This is a genomic window from Laspinema sp. D2d (assembly GCF_025370755.1).
Classification (GTDB): domain Bacteria; phylum Cyanobacteriota; class Cyanobacteriia; order Cyanobacteriales; family Laspinemataceae; genus Laspinema.
Window position 1 is genome coordinate 41,557 of sequence record NZ_JAMXFC010000011.1, and the last position, 22,993, is coordinate 64,549.

The 22,993-nt window shown below is 35.7% G+C and carries 23 protein-coding genes; all 23 read left to right on the forward strand.

Translation table 11 applies throughout. The annotated features are described in order from the left end of the window. The first annotated feature begins 1 nt into the window (after position 1). Positions 2-1,264, forward strand: a complete 1,263-nt coding sequence (locus tag NG796_RS09890) for an ABC transporter ATP-binding protein (RefSeq protein WP_317619292.1) — start codon at positions 2-4, stop codon at positions 1,262-1,264. Next, entirely contained in the window at positions 1,261-2,031 is a 771-nt protein-coding gene (rfbF, locus tag NG796_RS09895) for a glucose-1-phosphate cytidylyltransferase (RefSeq protein WP_261206336.1), read from the forward strand. The genes NG796_RS09890 and rfbF overlap by 4 nt, the downstream gene beginning before the upstream one ends. Next, positions 2,031-3,128, forward strand: coding sequence for a CDP-glucose 4,6-dehydratase (gene rfbG, locus NG796_RS09900; RefSeq protein ID WP_261206339.1), 1,098 nt, complete (start codon positions 2,031-2,033; stop codon positions 3,126-3,128). Before rfbF ends, rfbG begins: the two co-directional genes overlap by 1 nt. Further along, positions 3,125-3,676, forward strand: coding sequence for a dTDP-4-dehydrorhamnose 3,5-epimerase family protein (locus NG796_RS09905; RefSeq protein ID WP_261206340.1), 552 nt, complete (start codon positions 3,125-3,127; stop codon positions 3,674-3,676). The genes rfbG and NG796_RS09905 overlap by 4 nt, the downstream gene beginning before the upstream one ends. Then, a complete protein-coding gene (locus tag NG796_RS09910) occupies positions 3,673-4,902 on the forward strand; it encodes a class I SAM-dependent methyltransferase (RefSeq protein ID WP_261206341.1) in 1,230 nt (409 codons plus the stop codon). Before NG796_RS09905 ends, NG796_RS09910 begins: the two co-directional genes overlap by 4 nt. Continuing rightward, complete coding sequence (locus NG796_RS09915) at positions 4,899-5,789, forward strand: NAD-dependent epimerase/dehydratase family protein (RefSeq protein ID WP_261206342.1); 891 nt, start codon at positions 4,899-4,901, stop codon at positions 5,787-5,789. Before NG796_RS09910 ends, NG796_RS09915 begins: the two co-directional genes overlap by 4 nt. Next, positions 5,786-6,544 (forward strand): cephalosporin hydroxylase family protein, encoded by a 759-nt coding sequence (locus NG796_RS09920; RefSeq protein WP_261206344.1) that lies wholly within the window; start codon positions 5,786-5,788, stop codon positions 6,542-6,544. The genes NG796_RS09915 and NG796_RS09920 overlap by 4 nt, the downstream gene beginning before the upstream one ends. Positions 6,545-6,634: 90 nt before the next feature. Next, positions 6,635-7,885, forward strand: coding sequence for a glycosyltransferase family 2 protein (locus NG796_RS09925; protein ID WP_261206346.1), 1,251 nt, complete (start codon positions 6,635-6,637; stop codon positions 7,883-7,885). Between the two features lie 134 nt (positions 7,886-8,019). Continuing rightward, the gene (locus tag NG796_RS09930; protein ID WP_261206347.1) at positions 8,020-8,982 is read left to right on the forward strand and encodes a class I SAM-dependent methyltransferase; all 963 of its coding nucleotides are present in this window, start codon (positions 8,020-8,022) and stop codon (positions 8,980-8,982) included. Further along, the gene (locus tag NG796_RS09935; RefSeq protein WP_261206349.1) at positions 8,972-9,850 is read left to right on the forward strand and encodes a glycosyltransferase family 2 protein; all 879 of its coding nucleotides are present in this window, start codon (positions 8,972-8,974) and stop codon (positions 9,848-9,850) included. The genes NG796_RS09930 and NG796_RS09935 overlap by 11 nt, the downstream gene beginning before the upstream one ends. A 123-nt stretch (positions 9,851-9,973) precedes the next feature. Further along, a complete protein-coding gene (locus NG796_RS09940) occupies positions 9,974-10,921 on the forward strand; it encodes a hypothetical protein (RefSeq protein ID WP_261206350.1) in 948 nt (315 codons plus the stop codon). A 390-nt stretch (positions 10,922-11,311) separates the two neighbouring features. Further along, positions 11,312-12,136, forward strand: a complete 825-nt coding sequence (locus tag NG796_RS09945) for a class I SAM-dependent methyltransferase (protein ID WP_261206351.1) — start codon at positions 11,312-11,314, stop codon at positions 12,134-12,136. Between the two features lie 119 nt (positions 12,137-12,255). Then, positions 12,256-12,702 (forward strand): acyltransferase, encoded by a 447-nt coding sequence (locus NG796_RS09950; RefSeq protein WP_411268797.1) that lies wholly within the window; start codon positions 12,256-12,258, stop codon positions 12,700-12,702. After that, positions 12,692-13,540 (forward strand): class I SAM-dependent methyltransferase, encoded by an 849-nt coding sequence (locus NG796_RS09955; RefSeq protein WP_261206354.1) that lies wholly within the window; start codon positions 12,692-12,694, stop codon positions 13,538-13,540. Before NG796_RS09950 ends, NG796_RS09955 begins: the two co-directional genes overlap by 11 nt. Next, a complete protein-coding gene (locus NG796_RS09960; RefSeq protein WP_261206356.1) occupies positions 13,540-14,466 on the forward strand; it encodes an NAD-dependent epimerase/dehydratase family protein in 927 nt (308 codons plus the stop codon). Before NG796_RS09955 ends, NG796_RS09960 begins: the two co-directional genes overlap by 1 nt. Positions 14,467-14,489: 23 nt before the next feature. Continuing rightward, positions 14,490-15,662 carry a glycosyltransferase family 4 protein gene (locus tag NG796_RS09965; protein WP_261206358.1) on the forward strand — a complete coding sequence of 391 codons (1,173 nt, stop codon included), beginning with the start codon at positions 14,490-14,492 and terminating at the stop codon, positions 15,660-15,662. Positions 15,663-15,847: 185 nt separating this feature from the next. Then, positions 15,848-17,098: a hypothetical protein gene (locus NG796_RS09970; RefSeq protein WP_261206359.1), complete on the forward strand. Its 1,251-nt coding sequence runs from the start codon at positions 15,848-15,850 to the stop codon at positions 17,096-17,098. Positions 17,099-17,128: 30 nt separating this feature from the next. Beyond that, complete coding sequence (locus NG796_RS09975) at positions 17,129-17,947, forward strand: glycosyltransferase family 2 protein (RefSeq protein ID WP_261206360.1); 819 nt, start codon at positions 17,129-17,131, stop codon at positions 17,945-17,947. A 116-nt stretch (positions 17,948-18,063) separates the two neighbouring features. Continuing rightward, positions 18,064-18,831, forward strand: a complete 768-nt coding sequence (locus tag NG796_RS09980; RefSeq protein ID WP_261206361.1) for a class I SAM-dependent methyltransferase — start codon at positions 18,064-18,066, stop codon at positions 18,829-18,831. Between the two features lie 45 nt (positions 18,832-18,876). Continuing rightward, complete coding sequence (locus tag NG796_RS09985) at positions 18,877-19,746, forward strand: glycosyltransferase family 2 protein (protein ID WP_261206362.1); 870 nt, start codon at positions 18,877-18,879, stop codon at positions 19,744-19,746. A 12-nt stretch (positions 19,747-19,758) separates the two neighbouring features. Continuing rightward, positions 19,759-20,631 (forward strand): glycosyltransferase family 2 protein, encoded by an 873-nt coding sequence (locus NG796_RS09990; RefSeq protein WP_261206364.1) that lies wholly within the window; start codon positions 19,759-19,761, stop codon positions 20,629-20,631. Continuing rightward, positions 20,628-21,503, forward strand: coding sequence for an SDR family oxidoreductase (locus tag NG796_RS09995; protein WP_261206366.1), 876 nt, complete (start codon positions 20,628-20,630; stop codon positions 21,501-21,503). Before NG796_RS09990 ends, NG796_RS09995 begins: the two co-directional genes overlap by 4 nt. 34 nt (positions 21,504-21,537) lie before the next feature. Next, entirely contained in the window at positions 21,538-22,887 is a 1,350-nt protein-coding gene (locus NG796_RS10000; protein ID WP_261206368.1) for a hypothetical protein, read from the forward strand. Positions 22,888-22,993 lie beyond the last annotated feature (106 nt).

Here is a 22,993-nt window from a genome sequence, read left to right on the forward strand (position 1 = left end):
CATGAAGCCAATTATCTCTGTTAGAGACTTGGGAAAAATGTATCGCATTCGGTCGGAGGAAAAGAAGCGATATCTAACCCTTCGGGATGAGTTGGCTGAGGGGTTTCGGAAACTTTGGAATGGTAAATTGGATCAATCCACAACCGAAGAATTTTGGGCTTTAAAAGATATTAATTTTGATATTTATCCTGGTGAAGTAGTTGGCATTATTGGGCGAAATGGTGCGGGGAAGAGTACATTATTAAAGATTTTATCCCGAATTACGCCACCTACCAAAGGAGAGGCCATTTTGGGAGGACGAGTGGGTTCCCTGTTAGAGGTAGGAACTGGGTTTCATCCAGAATTGACGGGAAGGGAAAATATTTATCTTAGTGGTGCCATTCTGGGGATGACCAGGGCGGAGATTAAGCGAAAGTTTGATGAAATTGTGGCATTTGCTGACATAGAAAAGTTTATTGATACGCCCGTAAAGCGATATTCTTCAGGGATGTATGTAAGATTGGCATTTGGAGTAGCGGCTCATTTGGAACCAGAAATTTTGATTGTAGATGAAGTTCTTGCTGTAGGTGATGCTCAGTTTCAAAAAAAGTGTTTGGGGAAAATGGGGGAGGTGGCAAAAGGAGGAAGAACAGTATTATTCGTAAGTCACAGTATGCCTATGATTACATCTCTTTGCCCCAAGTGTATTTTGCTTGATGCTGGTCGAATTTCCCAAATGGGTTCTACTTCTGATCTCATAATTTATTATTTTAATCCAGAATCTTCACCCGCTTCAGTTGATTTTACTAAATTTCCTCAACCAATAGGTGATGAGTATGCTATTTTGCTGGCTGGTTCTGTTAATAAAATAGATTTTGAAAAATTGGCTACAGAGGTTCAAATTCAAGAACCAATCAAAGTGCAAATGAAATATAGAATTCTTCAAAAAACTCATATTAAGTTTGTGCCAAATTTTCATTTTTATCAATCGGATGGCACCTGTGCATTCGTATCATCAGATCAAGAGGCAAAAATTATGGATCCAGGTGATTACATTGCAGAATGTCGGATTCCCGGAAATTTTTTAAATGAGGGAGTTTATTTTGTAGGTTTGGCTTTAAGCTCATTTGAATCAACGGTCAAAGTCCATTTTTACGAAAAAAATACACTTTCTTTTAATGTAAAAGATCCAATCGAAGGGACTCCTGGTAGAAATGGCTACATAGGACCAATTCCAGGAGTTGTTAGACCTCAATTGAAATGGAATGTTGCAGAAATGCTATGAAAGCCGTTATTTTAGCAGGAGGATATGGCACTCGCCTGAGTGAAGAAACGCATCTCAAACCAAAGCCAATGGTAGAGATTGGAGAACGCCCCATTCTTTGGCACATCATGAAGTCTTACTCAGCTTATGGAGTTAACAATTTTATTATTTGTTGTGGCTATAAAGGCTATATAATTAAAGAATATTTTGCCAACTACTTTTTACATATGTCTGATGTCACCTTTGATATGCAATCCAATCAAATGGAAGTACATCATAAACATACTGAACCCTGGCGAGTAACCCTTGTAGATACAGGAGAAAATACTCTGACTGGTGGGCGGTTGAAACGAGTTAAAGATTATGTAGGAAATGAAACTTTTTGCTTTACTTATGGCGATGGAGTCAGTGACATTGATATTAGCAAATTAATTAATTATCATCAGAAAAACGGCTTATTGGCAACAATTACAGCCGTACAACCACCTGGTCGGTATGGGGCATTAAATATTGATCCACAAGGGCGAGTATTGAATTTTCAGGAAAAACCGCAAGGGGATGGGGGATGGATTAATGGTGGCTATTTTGTGTTAGAACCCCAGGTATTCGATTTTATTGAAGGGGATAAGACCAGTTGGGAAAGTGATCCATTGCAAGAAATAGCCCGTAAAAATCAACTAACTGCGTTTAATCACTATGGATTTTGGCAGCCAATGGACACCCTCAGAGACAGGAATCTGTTGGAAGAATTGTGGTGTTCCGGACAAGCTCCTTGGAAGGTATGGTAATGGAGCCTAGTTTTTGGCAGGGAAAACGAGTTTTTCTCACAGGTCATACGGGTTTCAAGGGCAGTTGGTTGGCTTTGTGGCTTCAATCCTTGGGGGCGATCGTCGTGGGTTATGCCTTGGAACCTGCTACTCAACCGAGTTTATTTCAACTGGCTAGAGTGGCACAGGGAATGACTTCTGTGTTCGGAGATATCCGAGAACTCCCTAGATTAAAGCAAGTCATGGCTGAGTTTAGCCCAGAGATTGTTTTTCATTTGGTAGCACAGGCATTAGTCCGAGAGTCCTACCAAAACCCTGTAGATACCTATGCCACAAATGTCATGGGTACGGTTAATCTCCTAGAAGCAGTGCGCCAAACCAAGGGAGTCCGGGCCGTTGTCAATGTTACTTCCGATAAATGTTATGAAAATCGCGAGTGGGATTGGGGATATCGAGAAACTGAGCCACTCGGTGGGTACGACCCCTACAGTAGTAGTAAGGCTTGTGCTGAACTGGTAACAGGGGCTTACCGTAATTCGTTTTTTAATGTTGATAATTATTTAGAACATAGAATTGCAGTTGCTACAGCTAGAGCAGGTAATGTGATTGGGGGGGGTGATTGGGCAGTTGATCGCCTAGTCCCTGATTGCTTACGAGCTTTTGAAAAGGGACAATTGGTGAAATTACGCTCCCCCCATGCCATCCGTCCTTGGCAATATGTAATTGAGCCCCTCTCCGGTTATTTACTTCTGGCTGAAAAGCTTCTGAGTTCAGAGGGCTGTCGTTATTCTTGTGCTTGGAATTTTGGGCCCGATGCCAAAGGGGATGCAACGGTGGGTAAAGTAGCAACGACCCTAGCTCATCTTTGGGGCAAAAATGCAGGAGTTGAAATAGACGCTTGCGAAAATCATCCCCATGAAGCTGGGCTATTGAGGTTGGATATTACTCGGGCTCGGACTGAGCTAGGATGGCAACCCTGCTGGTCTGTAAAACAGGCACTCCAAGCTACTGTTGATTGGCATCAGGCTTGGTTGCGAGGGCAAGATATGCGGGAATATTCTTTATCGCAAATTGCTGCATATCAAGAAACTCAATCAACTTTGGTTAATGCCCTATGAAAATTGTTTCTCCGCCAATTCAAGGGGTTTATCTTGTTGAAACTACACCCTTTCAGGATGAATGGGAAACTTTCTATCGCGCATTTTGCGATCGCGAACTTGATTCCCTATTGCAAGGGGAACCCATTCGTCAAGTCAATCTGTCTCGCACGGAAGCAATTGGTGCAATTCGAGGGCTGCACCTTCAATATCCACCTCATGCTGAAATGAAACTGCTCCGTTGCCTCACGGGTCGAGTTTGGGATGTGGCAGTGGATTTACGGGAAGGTTCAGCGACATTCTTGCAGTGGTATCAAGCCGAATTATCGGCGGCTAATGCTGATATGATGGTGATTCCTCAAGGCTGCGCTCATGGTTTTCAATTATTAGAACCAGGGAGTGAGTTGCTTTATTTACACACCGCATATTATGATCCGAAATCTGAAGGAGGAATTCGCTATAGTGACCCTAAGATTAATATTCCTTGGCCATTGAAAGCAACAGATGTTTCCCCCCGCGATGCGTCTCATCCCTTATTGTCTGAAGATTTCCGGGGGATTGTGATATGAAATGTCGTCACTGTGGTTCCGAACTGAAATTACCTTTGGTGGATTTAGGTAGTGCGCCTCCTTCCAATGCTTATCTGACTGAGCAGACTCTTCATGCTCCCGAACGCTGGTTTCCTTTGCGGGTGTTAGTCTGTGAATCCTGCTGGTTAGTCCAAACTGAAGATTTTGCTCAAGCGGATGAATTGTTTGATGCTGAGTATGCCTATTTCAGTGGGTTTTCTAGCAGTTGGCTGGCTCATTGCGATCGCTATGTTTCTGAGATGGTTGAGCGTTTTGGACTCAATCCAGACAGTTATGTAGTTGAGGTGGCAGCGAATGATGGTTATCTGTTGCAATATGTTCAGGGTCGTGGTATTCCCTGTTTAGGGATTGAACCCACAGCGAGTACAGCAGCAGCGGCTCGTGGCAAGGGTATCTCAATTGTAGAAGAGTTTTTTGGGACTAAGTTAGCGAAAAAGTTAGCGAGTGAAGGAAAACAGGCGGATTTAACGATCGCCAATAATGTCTTAGCTCATGTACCCAATATCAATGATTTTGTTGAAGGCTTTGCCCTATTATTGAAACCCCAAGGAGTCGCAACCTTTGAGTTTCCCCATCTGTTGAGATTGATTGAAGAAAACCAGTTTGACACGATTTATCATGAGCATTTTTCCTATCTATCACTAACAGCAGTCAAACAAATTTTTGCTGCTAATGGTTTGATTGTTTTCGATGTGGAGGAACACCCGACTCATGGGGGTAGCCTACGAGTCTTTGCTCAACGGCAGGATTTTGGGGTGCATCCGGTGAGCGATCGCGTCGAAAAATTAATGAACAAAGAGTTGAAAATTGGAATTTCAAATGCTGACTACTATGCTGATTTTCAGACCCAACTTAATCATGTTAAAAATGATTTTTTGATCTTTTTGCTTGAGGCCAAACGCCACGGTAAAGTGGTCGTAGGTTATGGCGCAGCGGCCAAAGGAAACACCCTAATGAATTATGCGGGGATTCGTCCCGATTTAATTCCTTTTGTTGTGGATCGTAATCCAGCGAAGCAAGGAAAATTTATGCCTGGGAGTCGTATTTCGATAGTGGAGGAAAGCTATCTTAAAAATACCAAACCTCATTATGTAATGATTTTACCTTGGAATCTAAAAAAGGAAATAATGGTTCAACTTGAATATATTCGGGAGTGGGATGGAGAGTTTGTAACGGCAGTTCCTCATCTGGAGGTAGCACCTTGAAAGTTGCAATTACCGGAGCTACTGGTTTTATTGGTCGCTATGTCCTTAGTCTTTTGTTAGAGCAAGGATATCAAGTATTAGTGATTGGTCGCTCTGCTCCTGCATTAGATTCTCGTTTAACCTTTGTTGAGGTAGATTTACTAAAAGAAAAAGAACATCGGTGGATTTCCGAATATCAACCTTCTCATCTCCTGCACTTGGCTTGGTATGCTGAACATGGAAAGTATTGGACATCACCATTTAACTTAAGTTGGTGTGATGCTACGGTTAAATTAATTCCTGCTTTTGTAGAACAAGGGGGAGAACGGGTAGTTGTGGCTGGGTCTTGTGCTGAATATGACTGGTCTTTTGGCTATTGCCATGAAGAGAAAACACCAAGTCATCCAACAACCTTATATGGCGTAGCAAAAGATTGTGTACGTCGTTTGGCAGAAAAAATTTGCGATCTTAAGGATGTATCTCTAGCTTGGGGTAGAATCTTTATGCCGTTTGGATTAGGAGAAAGCCCTCAACGGTTAATTCCTTCCATTATCCAGGCTTTTTTGAGGTTACGTCCACCTTTTGCCATAGGAATTTATCAATGGCGTGATATTCTGCCTGTTGAATTGGTTGCTGATGGGTTAATTTTTCTCACTAATCAAGAAGATTCGGATGTTTTCAATATCTGTTCGGGTCGTCCGATTCAACTGGCTGAAGTTATTCAGAAACTTGGTAAAATCCTAGCTCAAGATCCGAACTTTCTTTTATCAATGGGGCATTCTTCTGATGATGTAAATTCTTTTTTGGGGGGCAGTAACGCAGCTATTGTAGCAAAGGGCTGGGCTCCTGAATATTGTTTGGAAACGAGTTTAGAAAAATACAGTAAGGTTTTGAGTTATACAAAATGAAAAAGATGAGTTATCAAAAATTTAAAGAAGATTGTGCCAAAGAAATTGAACAACAAACTCAAAATCATAAAATGCAAAGCGTATCACAGCACTGGATACAACAGGCTCAATCACTGAAGTATTCTTATCATTTTGAATGGTTAGGAAGACCGATTATCCAGTATCCACAAGATATTGTGTTAATGCAAGAGTTGATATACTCAATTCAGCCTGATTTGATTATCGAAACTGGCATTGCTCACGGTGGCTCACTGATCTTCTCAGCCTCTATGCTAGAACTTAACGCGGCTTGCGGAGGGCCTCAAGATGCTGCAGTATTGGGTTTGGATATTGACATTCGTCAACATAATCGGGAGGCAATAGAGACTCATCCAATGTTTAAGCGCATTTCAATGATTCAAGGGTCTAGCATTGATCCAGAAATTATTGCCCAGGTAAAGGCTAAAGCGGCACATAAGAATAAAATCTTAGTCTGTCTGGATAGCAATCACACCCACGATCATGTTTTGGCTGAACTAGAAGCTTATGCACCATTAGTTTCAGTTGGCAGCTATTGCATTGTCTTCGACACTATCATCGAAGATTTGCCTGATGATATGTTTGGAGATCGACCTTGGGGAGTAGGCAACAACCCTAAAACCGCTGTGTGGGAATATCTAAAAACCCACCCCCAATTTGAAATTGATAAAAGCATTCAGCACAAACTATTAATTACTGTTGCCCCTGATGGGTATCTCAAGCGAATAAAAAATTAGCCTTAAATGGCAGTTTATTGCACTTCGCACTTCTTTACTACCAAAAATATTTGTTTTTATTGAACTTGTCAAATAAATCCTAAATTGATTATGTTAAATCCACGTTTTAGTATAATAGTCCCTACTAGAGAAAGACATGACACTCTTTTTTACACATTAAAAACCTGTCTTAATCAATATAATTTTGATAATTACGAAATTATTGTATCTGATAATTGTAGCTCTGCATCTACTAAACAAGTAGTTGATTCATTAAACTCACCCAAAATAAAATATTTTCGTTCAGATGAACCTTTGGCAATGAGCAAGAATTGGGAATTAGGCGTTTCTCATGCATCAGGTGAATATTTAATTGTACTTGGCGATGACGATGGATTATTGTTTCATGCGCTTTATCAATTAGATCGGCTATTAGAAGTGCTAAATGTCAAAGCGATTAGATGGAACAGAGCTTATTATAGATGGCCTAATTCCCCAAATAAGCCTAATAGTCTATCTATTCCATTTGAACAAATGAATCATATTTTCTCAGGCAAAAAAATTATCAAAAAAGTGTGTAATTATAAATTACCATATGATTTTTTACCTATGTTATATAATTCGGTGATCCATAAAGATTTAGTTCAATTGTTAATAGAAAAAACTGGTCGAGTATTTAGTTCTCAAACGCCTGACGTTTACTCTGGTTTTGTATTTGCATATTTGAGCGGTAAATATGCTTCTTTAGGTATTCCTATGAGCATTAATGGAGGTTCAGCTAAGAGTAATGGATTGTGCTTTACATTTTTAGGAAAAAATAATTCAATAACTCAAGAGTTTAATTTTTTAAATGAAAAATTTGGTTATAAATGGCATCCCCAAGTTCCTAATCTGACGTATATCCCAGCAGTAATAGCTGAATCTTTTCTACAGGCTAAGGATGTTTTGTATAAAACAGACTTTGATTTATATGTTAATCAAACTCTGTTATTAGAAAATTGTGTAAAATCTATACAAGCTTCTAATGAAGCAGAATGGATGGATAGTCTTAATTATATTAAAGAGTCAATAGTTGATAATGAAATTTTAAAAAAGTGGTTTGAAAGAAAATTATTAAAGACTCCTTACAAAAATCAAGTAGATGTTCAACTTATACAACCATATCAAAGATTGTTGTTTAATGGGATGATATATTTAGATTCATCTTCGTTGGGAGTCAAAAATGTATTTGAAGCGGCGCAAATATGTGAATATATTATGGGATTTAACTCCAATTACTTAGAATGGAATAACAAAATAAAAATTTATAAACATTTATTCAAACTAATTATAAAAAATCTACGCACTCAATTGTTTTGGTAGCCATAATTAATAAAAATTAATATAGTTGGCTCTTTGATTTCATTATTTAGGTTAAAGTTATGAAATTTAGGTTAAGTTATATGTACATATTTTCTCTATTAAATAGCCTAAATTATCATATAGAGTCGAAATAAATGAAATGTCCCATTTGTCAATCTATAAATATATCTCAGCGGCATCAGCTAACAGTTTTCGATGATCGCTATGGATACCCAGGTCAGTTCAAAATAGCCTTTTGTTCTAACTGTCATCATCAATTTATTGCAAATCCTATTAGTAGTAGCCAAGAAATAATAAAATTATATTCTGAGTATTACCCCAGGTCAACATTTAACATTGATAAATACAAACCTCACAAAGAAATTAAAGGTATTAGAGCTTGGCTAGATGGTAAATATAGTTCGGCTTTTCGCTGGGTTCCAACAGACGTAACTGTACTTGATATTGGTTGTGGATTTGGAGAATCATTAGGGTATTATCAATCTCGAAATTGTAACGCTTATGGAGTAGAAATAGACAGTAACATTACTCGTGTAGCCGAAAAATTTGGTTATAAAGTTCATGTGGGTTTATTTGATCCAACTTTATACCCAGATATCTTTTTTGATTATGTAACAATGGATCAAGTAATTGAGCATAATGTAGATCCTATTCAAACCTTAAAAAATATTGGTCAGATTCTCCAGCCAAATGGAATCGCTATTTTGAGTACGCCTAATCCTAATGGTTGGGGAGCTAGGGTTTTTCGCAGTCGGTGGATCAACTATCATGCTCCTTACCATATTCATTATTTTTCCCGAAAATCCATGCAAATAGCTGCCACAAAAGCAGGATTGACCTTGGAAAAAGTTAAGGTGATTACCAATTCTGAATGGTTGTTATACCAGTGGATTCATTTGATATTATTCCCAAAAAATGGAGTTTCCTCCGTGTTTTGGGATCATGCACGGGAAAAAAAATTTACTCATAAACTGGTCATTAGAATTATGGGTCTTTTTCATAAAACTAAGCTTAACCACTTAAGCACAAGATTTTTCGATATATTTGGCTTGGGGGATAATTATATATTTTTTCTGAAAAAAATTGATGAATCCTAAAGTTTATATCCTTTTACCTGTTCACAACCGCCGATCAATTACCGAACGCTTTATAAAATGCTTGCAAAGTCAAACCTACCAGAACTATCACCTCATTTTAATTGATGATGGTTCCACGGACGAAACAGCAGAGATGGTACGGGAAAAAATTAAAAATCTAACCGTTATCAGGGGTAATGGTAGTTGGTGGTGGGCTGGCTCTTTACAGGAAGGATATGAATGGTTGTTATCCAATCATATATCTTTAGATGAAATAGCTTTGATTGCCAATGATGATACTGAGTTTGACCCCAATTTTCTCGATCAAGCTGTACAAATTCTTATGGCAAGCCCTCATACATTATTGCAGGCTCAGTGTTACAGCAGAGACCAGGGTCGTTTAATAACTGCTGGCGTTAAAGTCGATTGGAAAAAATTGTCTTTTTCCCCATCCGAAAATATAGATGAGATTAATTGTCTTTCCACCAGAGGACTTTTTTTAAAAATCAAAGATTTCATTAAAATTGGTGGTTTTTATCCCCGATTACTGCCTCATTATCTGTCAGACTATGAATTTACCATAAGAGCCCAGCGCCAGGGGATGAATCTAATTACTGATTCAACTTTGAAGTTATGCTTAGACGAACAATCAACTGGATACCATCAATACGATAATCAATCTTTTTCCGTTTTTATAAAGCAAATATTTTCTTTGAAATCAGCAGGCAATCCTATAATTTTTACTAGATTTGTTTTTCTATGTTGCCCTAATCGGTATAAACTTTCATGCTACTGTTTAGTTTGGATGAGGTTTTTTCTGACATTATTATCTGTAATTTCTAAATTTAGACATTGGTCAAAGACTAAAACAAATCATATAGGTCTATGAAACAAAATTTTTGGGAATGAGTAATAATTATGATAAATAGAGTTGTACCTCTAGTTTGATTCAAATTAAATTATAATTTATTAAGTTATTAAATTTATCATTTGAGCCAGCCGCCCTATCACTATGCAATCTCTAAACTTAGCACCGATCGCCTTTTTTGCCTATAAGCGTCCCGAGCATACACTCAAAGCGCTGACTTCTCTATCTCAATGCAAACTAGCACAGCAAAGTATTCTTTATATTTTTTGTGATGCTGCTAAATTTACTCAAGATAGAGAACCTGTGCAACAAGTTAGAGAGGTGGTTAGAAGTCAGCAATGGTGTGGAAAAGTAGAAATAATTTATCGTGAATCTAATTTCGGTTTAGCCCAGTCGATTATTTCAGCCACAACAAGTTTGTGCAAACAACATGGGCGCGTTATCGTTTTAGAAGATGATCTAATCGTTTCTCCTTATTTTTTAAAATACATGAATGATGCTTTAAATTTATATGAATCTGAAGCTAAAGTTATGCAAATTTCTGGTCATATGTTTCCATTTGATATAAAACAATCGGAAACTGATGCGATTTTTTTGCCTCTTACAACCACATGGGGATGGGCTACTTGGGATAGAGCTTGGAAACAGTTTAATTCAGGCATTACAGGATATCAGCAATTAAAAAAAAATCCCCAGTTAAGACGAAAATTTGATCTTGATGGATCTTATCCTTATTTCCGAATGTTACAGCAGAAAATCAAAGGAAAAGTGGATTCCTGGGGGATAGATTGGTATTTAACTGTTTTTAGGGCTGAAGGATTAAGTCTTTTTCCCATCAAGTCACTGGTAGCAAACATAGGCTTCGATGGTAGTGGTACAAACTGTGGTTATAGTCACATACAAACAAAAGAATATTTTGTTAGGTTAGAAAAAGAGCAAGTAGAATATCGATATCCATCTCTTATAAAAGAAAGCATTTATAAAGAAAAAATTTTTAATACTATATTATTAGAGACAAGACAACCTAATGTCTTTCTCAAGATATTACACAAAGCATGGAAAATTAGTAATAAATTCAAATTATCATTATAAAAATTCCACTTATTAATAAAAGTAATGTCTATGATAAGAAATTTCCTCAAAAATAGGTTTCAAAAAATATATTTACAAGTAGTGAAAAATAATTTTTAAAAGAAAATGGAACTATTTTTAGATCAAAAACCACCAGAATTACATTTTAAAACATAATAAATATAAGCCAAGTTGTTTTTTGCCTGTTAAAGGGAGAAGAGTTAATCATAGATGCAATAGTTTTTGATTGACAATAGGTCTCTGTCATCCAAGTCATAAATAGTCAATATGCAGTGTCATTGTGGAGATAATAATAAAAATAATAATATTACCATCTTGGTAAATTTAAGCTACTTTAATTGAGTTCAAATCGATGTGTAAACAAATGCTTGTAATGCCCGTAAACAATTTATGAAATTCTTACGCCCTATCAAAGATAGTATTAATTATGCATGGTTTTTACTGAGAGGTAAAAAACCTTGGATTCGTGGCTATGAAGTTTACAAACGGAGGGAAATAATGCGGGTACTTGCTTCGGGGAAGTTTGAGGCTAATGAACTAGAAGATAACTATGGCTTGAGGCTTGATGAAAGGGTTCTTGAATACCCCTGGTTGTTTTCTAGACTTCCTAAAAATCCAGGCAAATTACTGGATGCTGGTTCAGCTCTCAATCATGAATTTTTGCTATCTCATCACCACTTGAAAAATAAACAAACTTTTATTTCGACACTTGCCCCAGAACAAGTATGTTTTTGGAAACAAAAAATTTCTTATGTTTATGAGGATTTAAGAGAAACTTGTTACAGAGATAATTATTTTGATTGGATTGCCAGTATTTCAACGATTGAGCATATTGGTTTAGACAACAACTTCCTTTATACACAGGATATCTTAAAAAAAGAAAATCAAAAAGATGCTTATTTAATCGCGATCAAAGAATATAATCGAATTTTAAAACCAGGTGGAACTTTATATTTAACATTTCCATTTGGCCGCACTAAAAATCATGGTTGGTTTCAGGTATTTGATAGTCCAATGCTAGATAAAGTGATCGAAACTTTTGCGCCTACATCTATTACTGAATTTCACTTTAGGTACGATGCTGATGGCTGGAAACCTTCATCGAGAGAAGCGTCTAAGAACGCTACTTACTTTGATATCCATCAGCAGAAAACATACGAGCCTGATTATGCAGCAGCTTCACGAGCTATTGTATGTTTAGAAATGGTCAAATAGCTATGCTTAGTAAGTTTAAAAAGCTGTTTATCAAAAAAAAATTCTTAATAAAAGAAGGAGCGGTTTTATACAGCAGCAGTAAAATTTTGAATAATCTTGGACAAACGGATGCAATACAGATGGGATCCTTTACTCACATTAAGGGAGAACTTTTAACTTTCGCACACGCAGGAAGTATTAAAATTGGTCAATACTGTTTTATTGGAGAAGATACTAGAATCTGGTCGGCTAAAAGTATTTTAATTGGCGATCGCGTATTAATTTCTCATAACGTTAATATTTTTGATAATGCTACCCATCCAATTAGTGCCAAGCTGAGACATGAGCAATTCAAACAGATTATTACGAGTGGTCATCCCAAAGGCATCGATCTCCAAGAAAAACCTATTGTTATTTCCGATGATGTTCTTATTGGATGTATGTCAATCATTTTGGCAGGAGTAACAATCGGAGAAGGAGCTATTGTCGGAGCGGGTTCAGTTGTTACAAAGGATGTTCCACCTTGGACAATAGTTGCAGGTAATCCAGCCCGCATTATTCGAGAGATACCCGAAGATGAACGCTAAATTTTTAACTTGGGAACAAGCCGTGGAATGGCTGAAAACTCAGCCTGATGCCCAAGAATTGGTCAAAGCATGTTATTACGACGATCCTTTAATAGTAGCATCTCAACGATTTGCCAATAGCGAAGAATGGCAAGCTGTTGCGGAAATTTTGCAATCCTGGATTCCTGGGAAGGTATTGGATTTGGGGGCAGGCAATGGCATCTCTAGTTATGCGTTTGCTCGTTCAGGATGTACAGTTATTGCAATAGAACCCGATCCTAGTTCTATTGTGGGCGCAGGGGCGATTCAGCAACTCGCTCAACAGGCAGATTTGAGCATTGTTGTTGAACAAACCGTTGCTGAGACTTTACCCTTTGCCGATGGAACTTTTGATATTGTGTATGGTCGTCAAGTGTTGCACCATGCCTCAAATCTAAATCAGCTATGTCGGGAAGCAGGCAGAGTTTTGCGTCCTGGAGGTGTCTTCTTGGCCACACGAGAACACACTATCTCACAACCAGAAGACTTAACAGTTTTTCTGAAATCTCATCCTTTGCATCATCTCTATGGTGGAGAAAATGCTTTCTTGCTAAAAGATTACCGTCAGGCTATAACTGGTGCGGGATTAAATTTAAAGCTTGTTTATGGACCTTCTGATTCTGTAATCAATTATTTTCCAGTAACGCGAGTACAAAACCAGAATAAAATAGCTATTTTTCTAGAAAAATATGTGGGTAAATTTTTAGCTCATTGGATAGGATCTCAAAAAAGCGTGGTATCTGCGATGAATTCCTGTCGTTCCTTAATTGATAAAACTCCTGGTCGTCTCTATTCATTCCTTGCTATTAAGCCCGAATAATGTTGAAAACTGTTCTAATAACTGGTGTAACCGGATTTATAGGCCGATATATGGCCCGTCAGTTTGCTGAAGCTGGCTGGTCAGTTGTCGGACTGGGAACTCGTCCGCAGGAGAATGCTCCTAATCAAGCTTTATCTCATTATTACCAATTGGTTTTACCCTCAAATGAATTAACTCAGATTATTCAGCAAGTACAACCGCAAATTTGTATCCACTGTATCGGTAGGGCTTCAGTAGGGCTTTCTTTAACTGAACCAAATGCTGACTTTAAAACTAGCGTAGAAATTACATTTGAACTCTTAAACACTTTACGGCTTTATGCCCCCAACTGTAAGACTATTTATCTGTCTAGTGCTGCGGTCTATGGAAACCCTAATTCTTTGCCGATCGCAGAAACTCAAGAAACAAAGCCGATTTCTCCTTATGGCTTTCATAAGCTAATCTGCGAACAACTTTGTCAAGAATTCTATAAAATATATCAATTACCAACAGCAATTGTCAGGATTTTTTCAGCTTATGGTCCTGGCTTAAGACGACAAGTTATTTGGGATATTTGTCATAAATCTTTGACAGAATCTATCGTAAAGTTAAAAGGCATAGGAAATGAGAGTCGAGATTTCATTCATGTTATTGATGTAGCTAAGGCAATTCAAACTATTTCAGAACTGTCTCCCTGTGAAGCTGATATTTATAATCTAGCTAGTGGATTAGAAACAAAAATTAAAAAATTACCGGATTTGATTATCCCTGAACTGGAAAGAAAAATAGAAGTTGAGTTTGATGGAATTGTCCCCACAGGAGATCCGCTTAATTGGCAAGCTAACATTAGCCAATTAACCAATTTAGGATTTACACCTGAAGTCTCTTTGGAAAGAGGATTGAAAGTTTATGCTCAATGGTGTCGGGCTGAGGTATTAGGATGGTAAAACCTCTAAGAATAGGACTCATTATGTCAGCCGATAAGACATGGATGGGGGGAGTGATCTATATTCAAAATTTAGTTAAGGCGATCGCTTCTTTGAGCTTACCTGATGTAGAGCTATATTTAATTATTCCTTCAAACTCAGAACCGGAACTTTATGCTGATATTCAGGATCTTGTAAACAAGGTATGTGTAGAAAATAGCTTATCTTTAAATTTTAGAAACCGCCTTTGGTGGATGATTTTAAGAAAATTTCCTTTTTTGCCAGATCAAGGTTTATCTCAAATAGTTAAGAGAGAAAATATAGATTTTTTGTATCCTATTCTTGGAACTTATGGTTTCTCTTGCAATTTTGCTTGTAAGTGGGCGGCTTGGATTCCTGATTTGCAGCACAAATATTTACCCAACTTTTCATCGAAAAAAATTATTATAGCCCGAGAACAAGTATATAAATTTATGGCAAAAAAGGCTCCAGGTATTATTTTCAGCAGTGCAATTGCCTTAGAAGATTTCAAAAAATTCTACCCAGATAGTGTCGCTCAAAATTTTGTGCTAAATTTTAGAACAATACCTGAGATGGCATGGTTTACCTCCGATCCAGTATTAGTTCAGCAAAAGTATCAACTTCCAGATCGCTTTTTTTTAGTCAGTAATCAATTCTGGAGACATAAAAATCATCAAATTATTCTTGAATCTTTAAAGATTTTAAAACAAGAAAATATCAACCCTGTAATTGTTTGTACTGGCCACTTAAATGATATGCGTTTTCCAGGTTATCAAAAAGAAATCCTTGATTTAATTGATAAATATGAATTATCTGAATATTTCAAAATCATTGGTTTAATACCTCGTCTCGATCAAATCCAGTTGATGAGACGATCCCTGGCGGTGATTCAGCCATCCCTGTTTGAAGGGTGGAGTACAGTTGTTGAAGACGCAAGGCTATTGGGCAAACCAATGATTCTTTCAGATATTCCAGTCCATTTGGAACAAAACCCACCTCATTCTCATTATTTTAAGCATAATTCTGCTCAAGATTTGGCAGATAAAATCAAATTTTTCCTCCCTCAACTCATTCCCGGCCCTAACTTATCGAATGAAGCCATAGCTAAAAATTTATGCCAAAAACAATTAGAAATATATGGCCAAGAGTTTGTTCAAATTGTCAAAAAAATACAAAATAATTCACAATTAGAATAAATTTGTTTTTAAAATATAGTTCAGTTGCTTCAAGCTGATTTTTTGCCGATCCTAATTGGTTAACATAATTCTAAGTTATCTCGATGCAAATTAACCTAAAAAATCTATTGCCACTCAACTATTCTACTCTTGAGTTACTACTTTAATAAAAAAATAAGCAAAAATTAATCATAATTTTAAAATATATGTCATTTATAAAATTATTGAAAAAAAATATTTTACAACTTGATATAAATACACTTTTATATGTATTTTTTTTATTAATTACTACTTCATTTTTCTTTTTTGATTCTTTCAGAAGTGTGCAAACTTTATTTTCATTGTTGGTTTCTTTGGCAATTCTCTCTAGAAGAAAGTTGCAGTTTGCCACAATTTTGCTTCCATTATTTTTAATCGTATTATTTATTAATGGAATTAAGATTCTCAATATAGAAAACTATGGTTTGGTTGGGGCAGCTTCTCCATCGGGTTTAAATATTTTAATTTTTTTTTCTTGTCTAATTACAGAAAAACCATCTTTTATTTATAAAATCTTTAATTTTTATTTAAAAATATTTATTTTTATGAATAGTTTTAGTATATTTTACTATATTAATATTCTCTTTGGTTGGGGAGCAGCCTATGAAATTATTAATTTAGCTGGGAGAGGTTTTATTTATCGAAACTATAGCAATCTTGCTATTTTTACAGACTACACCATATATGATTTTGGATCATTTACCATATCCCGTCTAGGAGGAATGTTTGAAGAGCCGGGAATGTTAGCCACCTATGCTGGAATCCTTTTGGTAGCTGATATAATTGTTTTTCCCAATAGAAAATTTACCAAGTTCATGCTGGTAACATTTGGCATATTATCACTTTCACTGGCTTTTGCCATTTTTTTATTTTTTATAGGAATTTACTATTTATTTAATGCCAAATTAAACTCTAAAAAAACTTTAAAAAAAATAATTATTTCCTTGATATTAATCATATTAATAACCAGATTGGTGATTCCAGAAGAAATAAGAATTGCCTACGAAATTCATTTATTGAATCGCTTGGAAATCCAAGATGGTCAATTAGCTGGAGATAATAGGTCTATTTATCAAGATACTTTTGAAAGTTATTTCCAAAGAGCTAATGTAGTTCAATTAGCTTTTGGCAACGGTATCGGATCTAATATACAGTCTCAGCAAGCAAGCTATGCCTCATATCATAGATTTTTCTATGAAATGGGTTTTATAGGATTTTCTCTATTACTTATATATCCAATATACTTTTTGGTATATATACCTTTAATAACAAAAAAAATTCGCTACTTACCATTGACAGTAGTATGTGGATTATCGCTATACCAAAGACCAGATTTTTTATCCGCTCATTATTTTATATTATATGCCATAATTTTGTTTGTTTTGGGCAAACGATATAAATTTAACATATTAAACTAAATCATAATATTTAACATTTTCGGTAATACAATGTTGTTTGATAAAAATAAATCTATTTTTTTAGATCAAAATCCCTTGTTCAGTATAATTACTGTGGTTTACAATGCTGATAATTGTTTAGAAGAAACCATAAAAAGTGTAATTAACCAAAATTATAAAAATATAGAGTACATTATTATTGACGGAGGCAGCACAGATAATACATTGTCAATAATCAAAAAATATGAAAAGCAGATAAAAGTTTGGATTAGTGAACCTGATAATGGCATATATGAAGCAATGAATAAAGGCATATCGCTTTGTCAAGGGGAAATAGTTGGTATCATTAATGCGGGAGATACATATACTTCAAACGCTATTTCAAGAATTGTTGAGTCTTACCAAAATCAATCATATCCATCAATTGTTGTAGGAGACTGCAAAGAATTTCAATCTTTTGATACTCAAAATTGGCTAATTGTATCTGGTCGTTTGAATAAACTACCTTATAAAATGCTTCCTCATCCTTCAGTTTTTGTTCCTTTATCCATTTATAAAGAAATGGGAGTATTTAATACAGATTTTAAAATTGCTGCTGATTACGAATTTTTGTGTAGATGCTATAAACGTTCAGTTCCATTTATTTATGTTAATCAAATAATTGCCATAGCTAGTCCTAGAGGAGTTTCAAGTAACTATTATCTAACAGAAGTTGAATATTTTAAGGCTCGTATAAACAACGATATTCCTGTTATTCTATCCGTGATGAATACTTGCTGGTCATTAGTAAAAATTACTGTTCATTACCTGTTAGATTATTTTTATATATGGCATTTTGTTGAATCATGGAGACATGGCAGCTATAGATAAGTAAGTAGTTATAATTTTTACTTATTTTTTGTGAATTATCTTATTGAAAAAGTATTTGAAAGATATCTCTGACTCATTTAGACTATTAGTAATATCAAAATCAAACCCAGAAAAATATGACAAGTCTAACAACAAAAATCAAATCTATTATCCCCAATCAATACCTTCCTGCTGCTATTAGCTCATATTACACAATAAGGTCTTTGGCATATTTGGGAAATAACTTTATTTGCCCATGTTGCGGTGGTCATTTTCGGAGATTCTTACCTTATAACAAAAATCAACCTGACGCCAATAATGTATGCCCAAGATGCGGATCTTTTGAAAGGCATCGATTACTATGGCTTTATTTAAAAAATAAAACAAATATTTTTGAAAAGAATCTGAAGATTTTACACTGTTCTCCAGAATATTTTTTGCAAAAACAATTGATAAGCAACCAAAATTTACAATATATTGGGGCGGATTTAGATTCACCATTGGCAAATGTAAAAATGGATCTTACTAAGATTCAGTATGATGATAACTATTTTGATGTTATTCTTTGTAATCACGTTTTAGAGCATATTCCGAACGATATCCAAGCAATGAAAGAACTCTTTAGAGTTCTTAAACCCGGTGGTTGGGCTATTCTTCAAGTGCCAATTGACCCCACATTGGAAAAAACTTTTGAAGATCCAAACATCATATCGCCACAAGATCGGGAACGTTTATTTGGACAAAGCGATCATGTAAGAATGTATGGTCGTGACTATAAAAATAGATTGGAGGATGCTGGATTTACTGTCAAAGTAGATAAGTATATTGACGAATTATCAGATAATTTAATACAAAAATATGGTTTATTATCCAATGAATATATTTACTTTGGCTCCAAACATTAAATTGGGATAACAGATAATCGCTTAACCTAAATAAGTCGGTTTATTATGATAAAAGCATCAGTCAGTGTTATTATTCCTTGTTACCGATGTGCTGATACTATCAGCAGATGTGTTGAATCAGTAGTCAATCAAACTATTCCACCGAAAGAGATTATTCTTGTAGATGATGGAAGTAAAGATGAAACTTTATCTGTCATTTTAAAGCTACAAGAAACCTATGGGAAAGATTGGATTAAAGTGGTTGCTTTAAAAGAAAATTCTGGCGTTTCTGTTGCCAGAAATACAGGTTGGGATTTGGCTTCACAAGATTATATTGCTTTTTTAGATGCTGATAATGCTTGGCATCCAGAAAAAATAGATATTCAGTATAACTGGATGTTAGAAAATTCACAAGCATTATTATCTGGGCATACAATTCCAGTTTGTTCTTCCTATGAAAATTTTCTTTCCAGCATAACAGTTTCATTAAAAGGCCAACTTACATACACTCAAATTAAACCACAAAAACTTTTACTTTCAAATCCATTTGAAACTTCATCTATTATGTTAAACCGAGATATCAAATACAGATTTGACCCACACAAAAGATATAGTGAAGACTATTTTTTGTGGCAGGAAATATGTTTAGATGGATCTGTTTGTTTTTTGCTAAATGTGCAACTAAGTTATATTTTTAATAGTTTTGGCACAGCTGGTTTAACTAGCAGATTATTTAAAATGAGACTTGAAGATTTTAATAATTATTGGCAACTTTGGAGAAAAAATAGAATTACTGTAACAACTATGATTTTGTTGATTATGTTTTCTGTTATAAAATTTACCCTATTACTTATATTAAGACCTGAAATATATTCTTTTTTAAAACATAAAAAAAATGTGTTTAATAAGTTTAGAAATTCATATATTTTTATTTAGTGTAAAAATTATATGGCACCAAAAATATCAATTATTATTGTCAGTTACAATGCCAAAAACCTGTTGCAGCAGTGTGTGCAAAGTTTATATTTAAGCTCTAACTATTTCCAAGATTTATTTGAAATAATCGTTGTCGATAACCACTCTCAAGATGGGAGCCCAGAATTTTTAAGAGAGCAACATCCAGAAGTCAAATTAATTAGCAATCAAGAAAATTTAGGTTTTGGCAAAGCCAATAATCAAGGCGTCAAAGAAGCAATAGGAGAATATATATTTCTGATCAACCCTGATACAATAGTTGCCAGCAGTACCTTAGCAGCAGTTTTAGACTTTTTTATACAATATCCTGATAACAAGAGTGCGTTTGGGGGAATTCTTTTAAACCCTGATGGCAGCGAGCAGCGGGGTTCTCGAAGAAGTTTTCCCAATTTTTTAAATGTATTCCTTCACTTTACAAAGCTATATAAAGTCTTTAAATATAAAAAATCATACGATTTGTCTTGGTTGCCCGTTGAAACGCATCAAGTAGATTGTGTTTCTGGTGCCTGCATTGGGATACCTAAAGCCATGTATGAAGACCTTGGGGGTTTTGATGAGCAATTTTTCTTACACTTTGAAGATATTGATTTGTGCAAAAGAATTTGGCAAGCTGGTTACAAACTATGGTTTTACCCTCAAGTCAGAGTATTTCATGTAAAGGGAGGTAGCTCTAACACTTCTGAAACCATTCAAACTAAAGTTAATAAGTGGTTTCTAGATTCTCTGGGTAAGTATCTGTGGAAATGGAATAAACCCAGTGCAATTATATTTAGTCCAATATTGGTTGCTTTAAAGCTAGTAGCATGGATTAAAAGTCTGTCATTAAAAACCGATGCGTCTGTATGAAGATAGTATTTTCTGGTTCCACCTCTGATACTGGTAATCGAGTTTTAAGCAAATTAGTAGAAAAATTTGGCAGTGATGCTATTACTTGCTTGGTCAGACCAACTTCCGATATAACTTTTGCTGAAAAACTAAAGGTTCAAACTGTTATAGGTGATGTTACAGAACCAGAAACTCTAATCCAGCAACTCAACTGCTCAGTTATTTATCTGGATATGACTCACCCCAAGCATTACCACAAGTCGCTGGAAGCGGTGATAACTGCTGGGGTAGAAAGAGCATATTTTGTAACCACAACTGGGATTTTTTCTAAATACAATCAATTTTCTCAAATTTATAAAGATAATGAAGCCAAAATCAAAGCTAGTGGCATTGTCTATACGATTCTGCGCCCTAGCATGATTTATGGGTCTATGCGAGATAAGAATATGCACAGACTGATTCAGTTTTTAGACCGTTATCCAGTTTTTCCTCTATTTGGTGCGGGCAAAAGCTTGATGCAACCAGTTTATGTAGAAGACTTGGCAGATGGTATAGTTGCTGCTATTGCCCAAGCTGGCACGGAAAATCAGGAATATAATTTAGCGGGTCTCTCTGGGATTGCATATCAAGAAATTGTGGATACAATCCTCACTAAGATGAATCGCTCTGTATTAAAAATTAATATTGATACCACTCTAGCCGCTAATATTGCCAAATTTGCCCAAAAAATTCCTGGTTTTCCTGTTACAGAAGAGCAAGTTTTGCGATTGCAAGAAGATAAAGTCTTTGATATCTCAAAAGCGGTAAATGAGTTATGCTTTTACCCTCGAAGTTTTGATGAGGGAATTGGAATAGAAATAGAAGAAATGCGTTCATTAGGAATGATATCATAATCAATCAGTTAAACATTAATTGTTTTTCTAAAAAATGAAAAAAATTACCCCCATAATTACTGGATTTATATTAATTTTTTGTTTAATTATAGCAAAAGTAGAATTTTCTCAAGGACAACAAGACGGCAATGATTTTCGTTTGACAGCTAATGCTAGTCAATCAGTATATCAAAATGGTGTGCCGCATACTGACCGGATGGGGCGTTTACTGATGAAATATGACCCTGAATCCTCATTTTTACCCATCTGCCTTTATCACACTCTTACAGGAGAACATCATGGACGGTTGTATTCATTAGCCCCAATTAAGCAGGCTGGATTTAATTGTGTTCACACTTGGGAAGGGCAAAATCTAGCCTCAGTGATTGAAGATGCAAAACAGAATAATTTACAGATAATTTATCATGGAACAAATTATTCTGGACCGACTGATGAAGAATTACAAAAATATAAAAACGATGCAACTATTTTAGCTTGGTATCTTCGTGAAGAACCAACTGGAGTTTATTGGGGACGAAATATGGAAACTCAGTTTTCTGAATTTCAAAAACGAATTCAGGAAATCAAAAAAATCGATAACATTCATCCCGTTTTTATCATAGATACTTCTACAATAACTCCACCACAAAGAACTTGGTGGTTACGTTGGAATAGTGCTGGTGACATTTCCTCTCACGATAATTACAGAATTGGACCAGGAATAACATCTATAAGTGCATCAACAGGTATTCCCGAGACTGTATCATTAGCAGTTGAAATCAACAACCAGAAAAAACCAGTATGGTTTGTGCCACAATCATTTGAACTATTTAGCCCCCACTCAAAATATCATTTATCAATGCCAAACTCCAGAGAAGAGCGGGCAATGATTTATGCTTCGATAATTCATGGTTCAACTGGAATAATCTACTTTGCTCTGGATAGTTTTGTGACTCGTGATGGCAATGTCATCGGAATAGCTGAGAATACAGCAAAAGATTATTCAGACCGTCGAAATGTTGGTTTTACCGCTTCAGAAGGTCAAAGAAACATGAGCCAACTACTTTGGGATGAGGTTGTTAGAGTAAATCAAGAACTTACTGAACTTAAGCCTATTATTCTTTCTCCAACATCCCCAGAAAACTATAAAGTATATGTGCAAGGACACAGCTACACAGATTCTCCGGTTAGGTCTATACTGAAGGAAGTTAGCGGTGAATTAACCCTGTTAACTGTTAATTTAGACAAAAGACCGCTAAGAGTTAAATATGAGTTTCCTCGGAGTATTCTGGGTTTACAAACCTTATTTGAAGAAGGAAGAAATGTAGCAGAAATGAAAGATAAATTTTGGGTAGATACTTATGAAGAATTTGGGGTGCATATATATAAGTTTAAATTGAAATAAACAGACCTACACATCAATCCCATAGCTCTTAATCGCCTTCTGGGTTCCCTCGTCGTGGATAGCCCCAAAATCCGGAATAACTTAAACTGGCAACCACCATTTACGA

Excerpts from the sequence above, each read along its gene's own strand:
- NG796_RS09890 (WP_317619292.1), top strand. The coding sequence starts at position 2 with ATGAAGCCAATTATCTCTGTTAGAGACTTGGGAAAAATGTATCGCATT.
- rfbF (WP_261206336.1), top strand. The coding sequence starts at position 1,261 with ATGAAAGCCGTTATTTTAGCAGGAGGATATGGCACTCGCCTGAGTGAA.
- rfbG (WP_261206339.1), top strand. The coding sequence starts at position 2,031 with ATGGAGCCTAGTTTTTGGCAGGGAAAACGAGTTTTTCTCACAGGTCAT.
- NG796_RS09905 (WP_261206340.1), top strand. The coding sequence starts at position 3,125 with ATGAAAATTGTTTCTCCGCCAATTCAAGGGGTTTATCTTGTTGAAACT.
- NG796_RS09910 (WP_261206341.1), top strand. The coding sequence starts at position 3,673 with ATGAAATGTCGTCACTGTGGTTCCGAACTGAAATTACCTTTGGTGGAT.
- NG796_RS09920 (WP_261206344.1), top strand. The coding sequence starts at position 5,786 with ATGAAAAAGATGAGTTATCAAAAATTTAAAGAAGATTGTGCCAAAGAA.
- NG796_RS09925 (WP_261206346.1), top strand. The coding sequence starts at position 6,635 with ATGTTAAATCCACGTTTTAGTATAATAGTCCCTACTAGAGAAAGACAT.
- NG796_RS09930 (WP_261206347.1), top strand. The coding sequence starts at position 8,020 with ATGAAATGTCCCATTTGTCAATCTATAAATATATCTCAGCGGCATCAG.
- NG796_RS09935 (WP_261206349.1), top strand. The coding sequence starts at position 8,972 with ATGAATCCTAAAGTTTATATCCTTTTACCTGTTCACAACCGCCGATCA.
- NG796_RS09940 (WP_261206350.1), top strand. The coding sequence starts at position 9,974 with ATGCAATCTCTAAACTTAGCACCGATCGCCTTTTTTGCCTATAAGCGT.
- NG796_RS09945 (WP_261206351.1), top strand. The coding sequence starts at position 11,312 with ATGAAATTCTTACGCCCTATCAAAGATAGTATTAATTATGCATGGTTT.
- NG796_RS09950 (WP_411268797.1), top strand. The coding sequence starts at position 12,256 with ATGGGATCCTTTACTCACATTAAGGGAGAACTTTTAACTTTCGCACAC.
- NG796_RS09955 (WP_261206354.1), top strand. The coding sequence starts at position 12,692 with ATGAACGCTAAATTTTTAACTTGGGAACAAGCCGTGGAATGGCTGAAA.
- NG796_RS09960 (WP_261206356.1), top strand. The coding sequence starts at position 13,540 with ATGTTGAAAACTGTTCTAATAACTGGTGTAACCGGATTTATAGGCCGA.
- NG796_RS09965 (WP_261206358.1), top strand. The coding sequence starts at position 14,490 with ATGTCAGCCGATAAGACATGGATGGGGGGAGTGATCTATATTCAAAAT.
- NG796_RS09970 (WP_261206359.1), top strand. The coding sequence starts at position 15,848 with ATGTCATTTATAAAATTATTGAAAAAAAATATTTTACAACTTGATATA.
- NG796_RS09975 (WP_261206360.1), top strand. The coding sequence starts at position 17,129 with ATGTTGTTTGATAAAAATAAATCTATTTTTTTAGATCAAAATCCCTTG.
- NG796_RS09980 (WP_261206361.1), top strand. The coding sequence starts at position 18,064 with ATGACAAGTCTAACAACAAAAATCAAATCTATTATCCCCAATCAATAC.
- NG796_RS09985 (WP_261206362.1), top strand. The coding sequence starts at position 18,877 with ATGATAAAAGCATCAGTCAGTGTTATTATTCCTTGTTACCGATGTGCT.
- NG796_RS09990 (WP_261206364.1), top strand. The coding sequence starts at position 19,759 with ATGGCACCAAAAATATCAATTATTATTGTCAGTTACAATGCCAAAAAC.
- NG796_RS09995 (WP_261206366.1), top strand. The coding sequence starts at position 20,628 with ATGAAGATAGTATTTTCTGGTTCCACCTCTGATACTGGTAATCGAGTT.
- NG796_RS10000 (WP_261206368.1), top strand. The coding sequence starts at position 21,538 with ATGAAAAAAATTACCCCCATAATTACTGGATTTATATTAATTTTTTGT.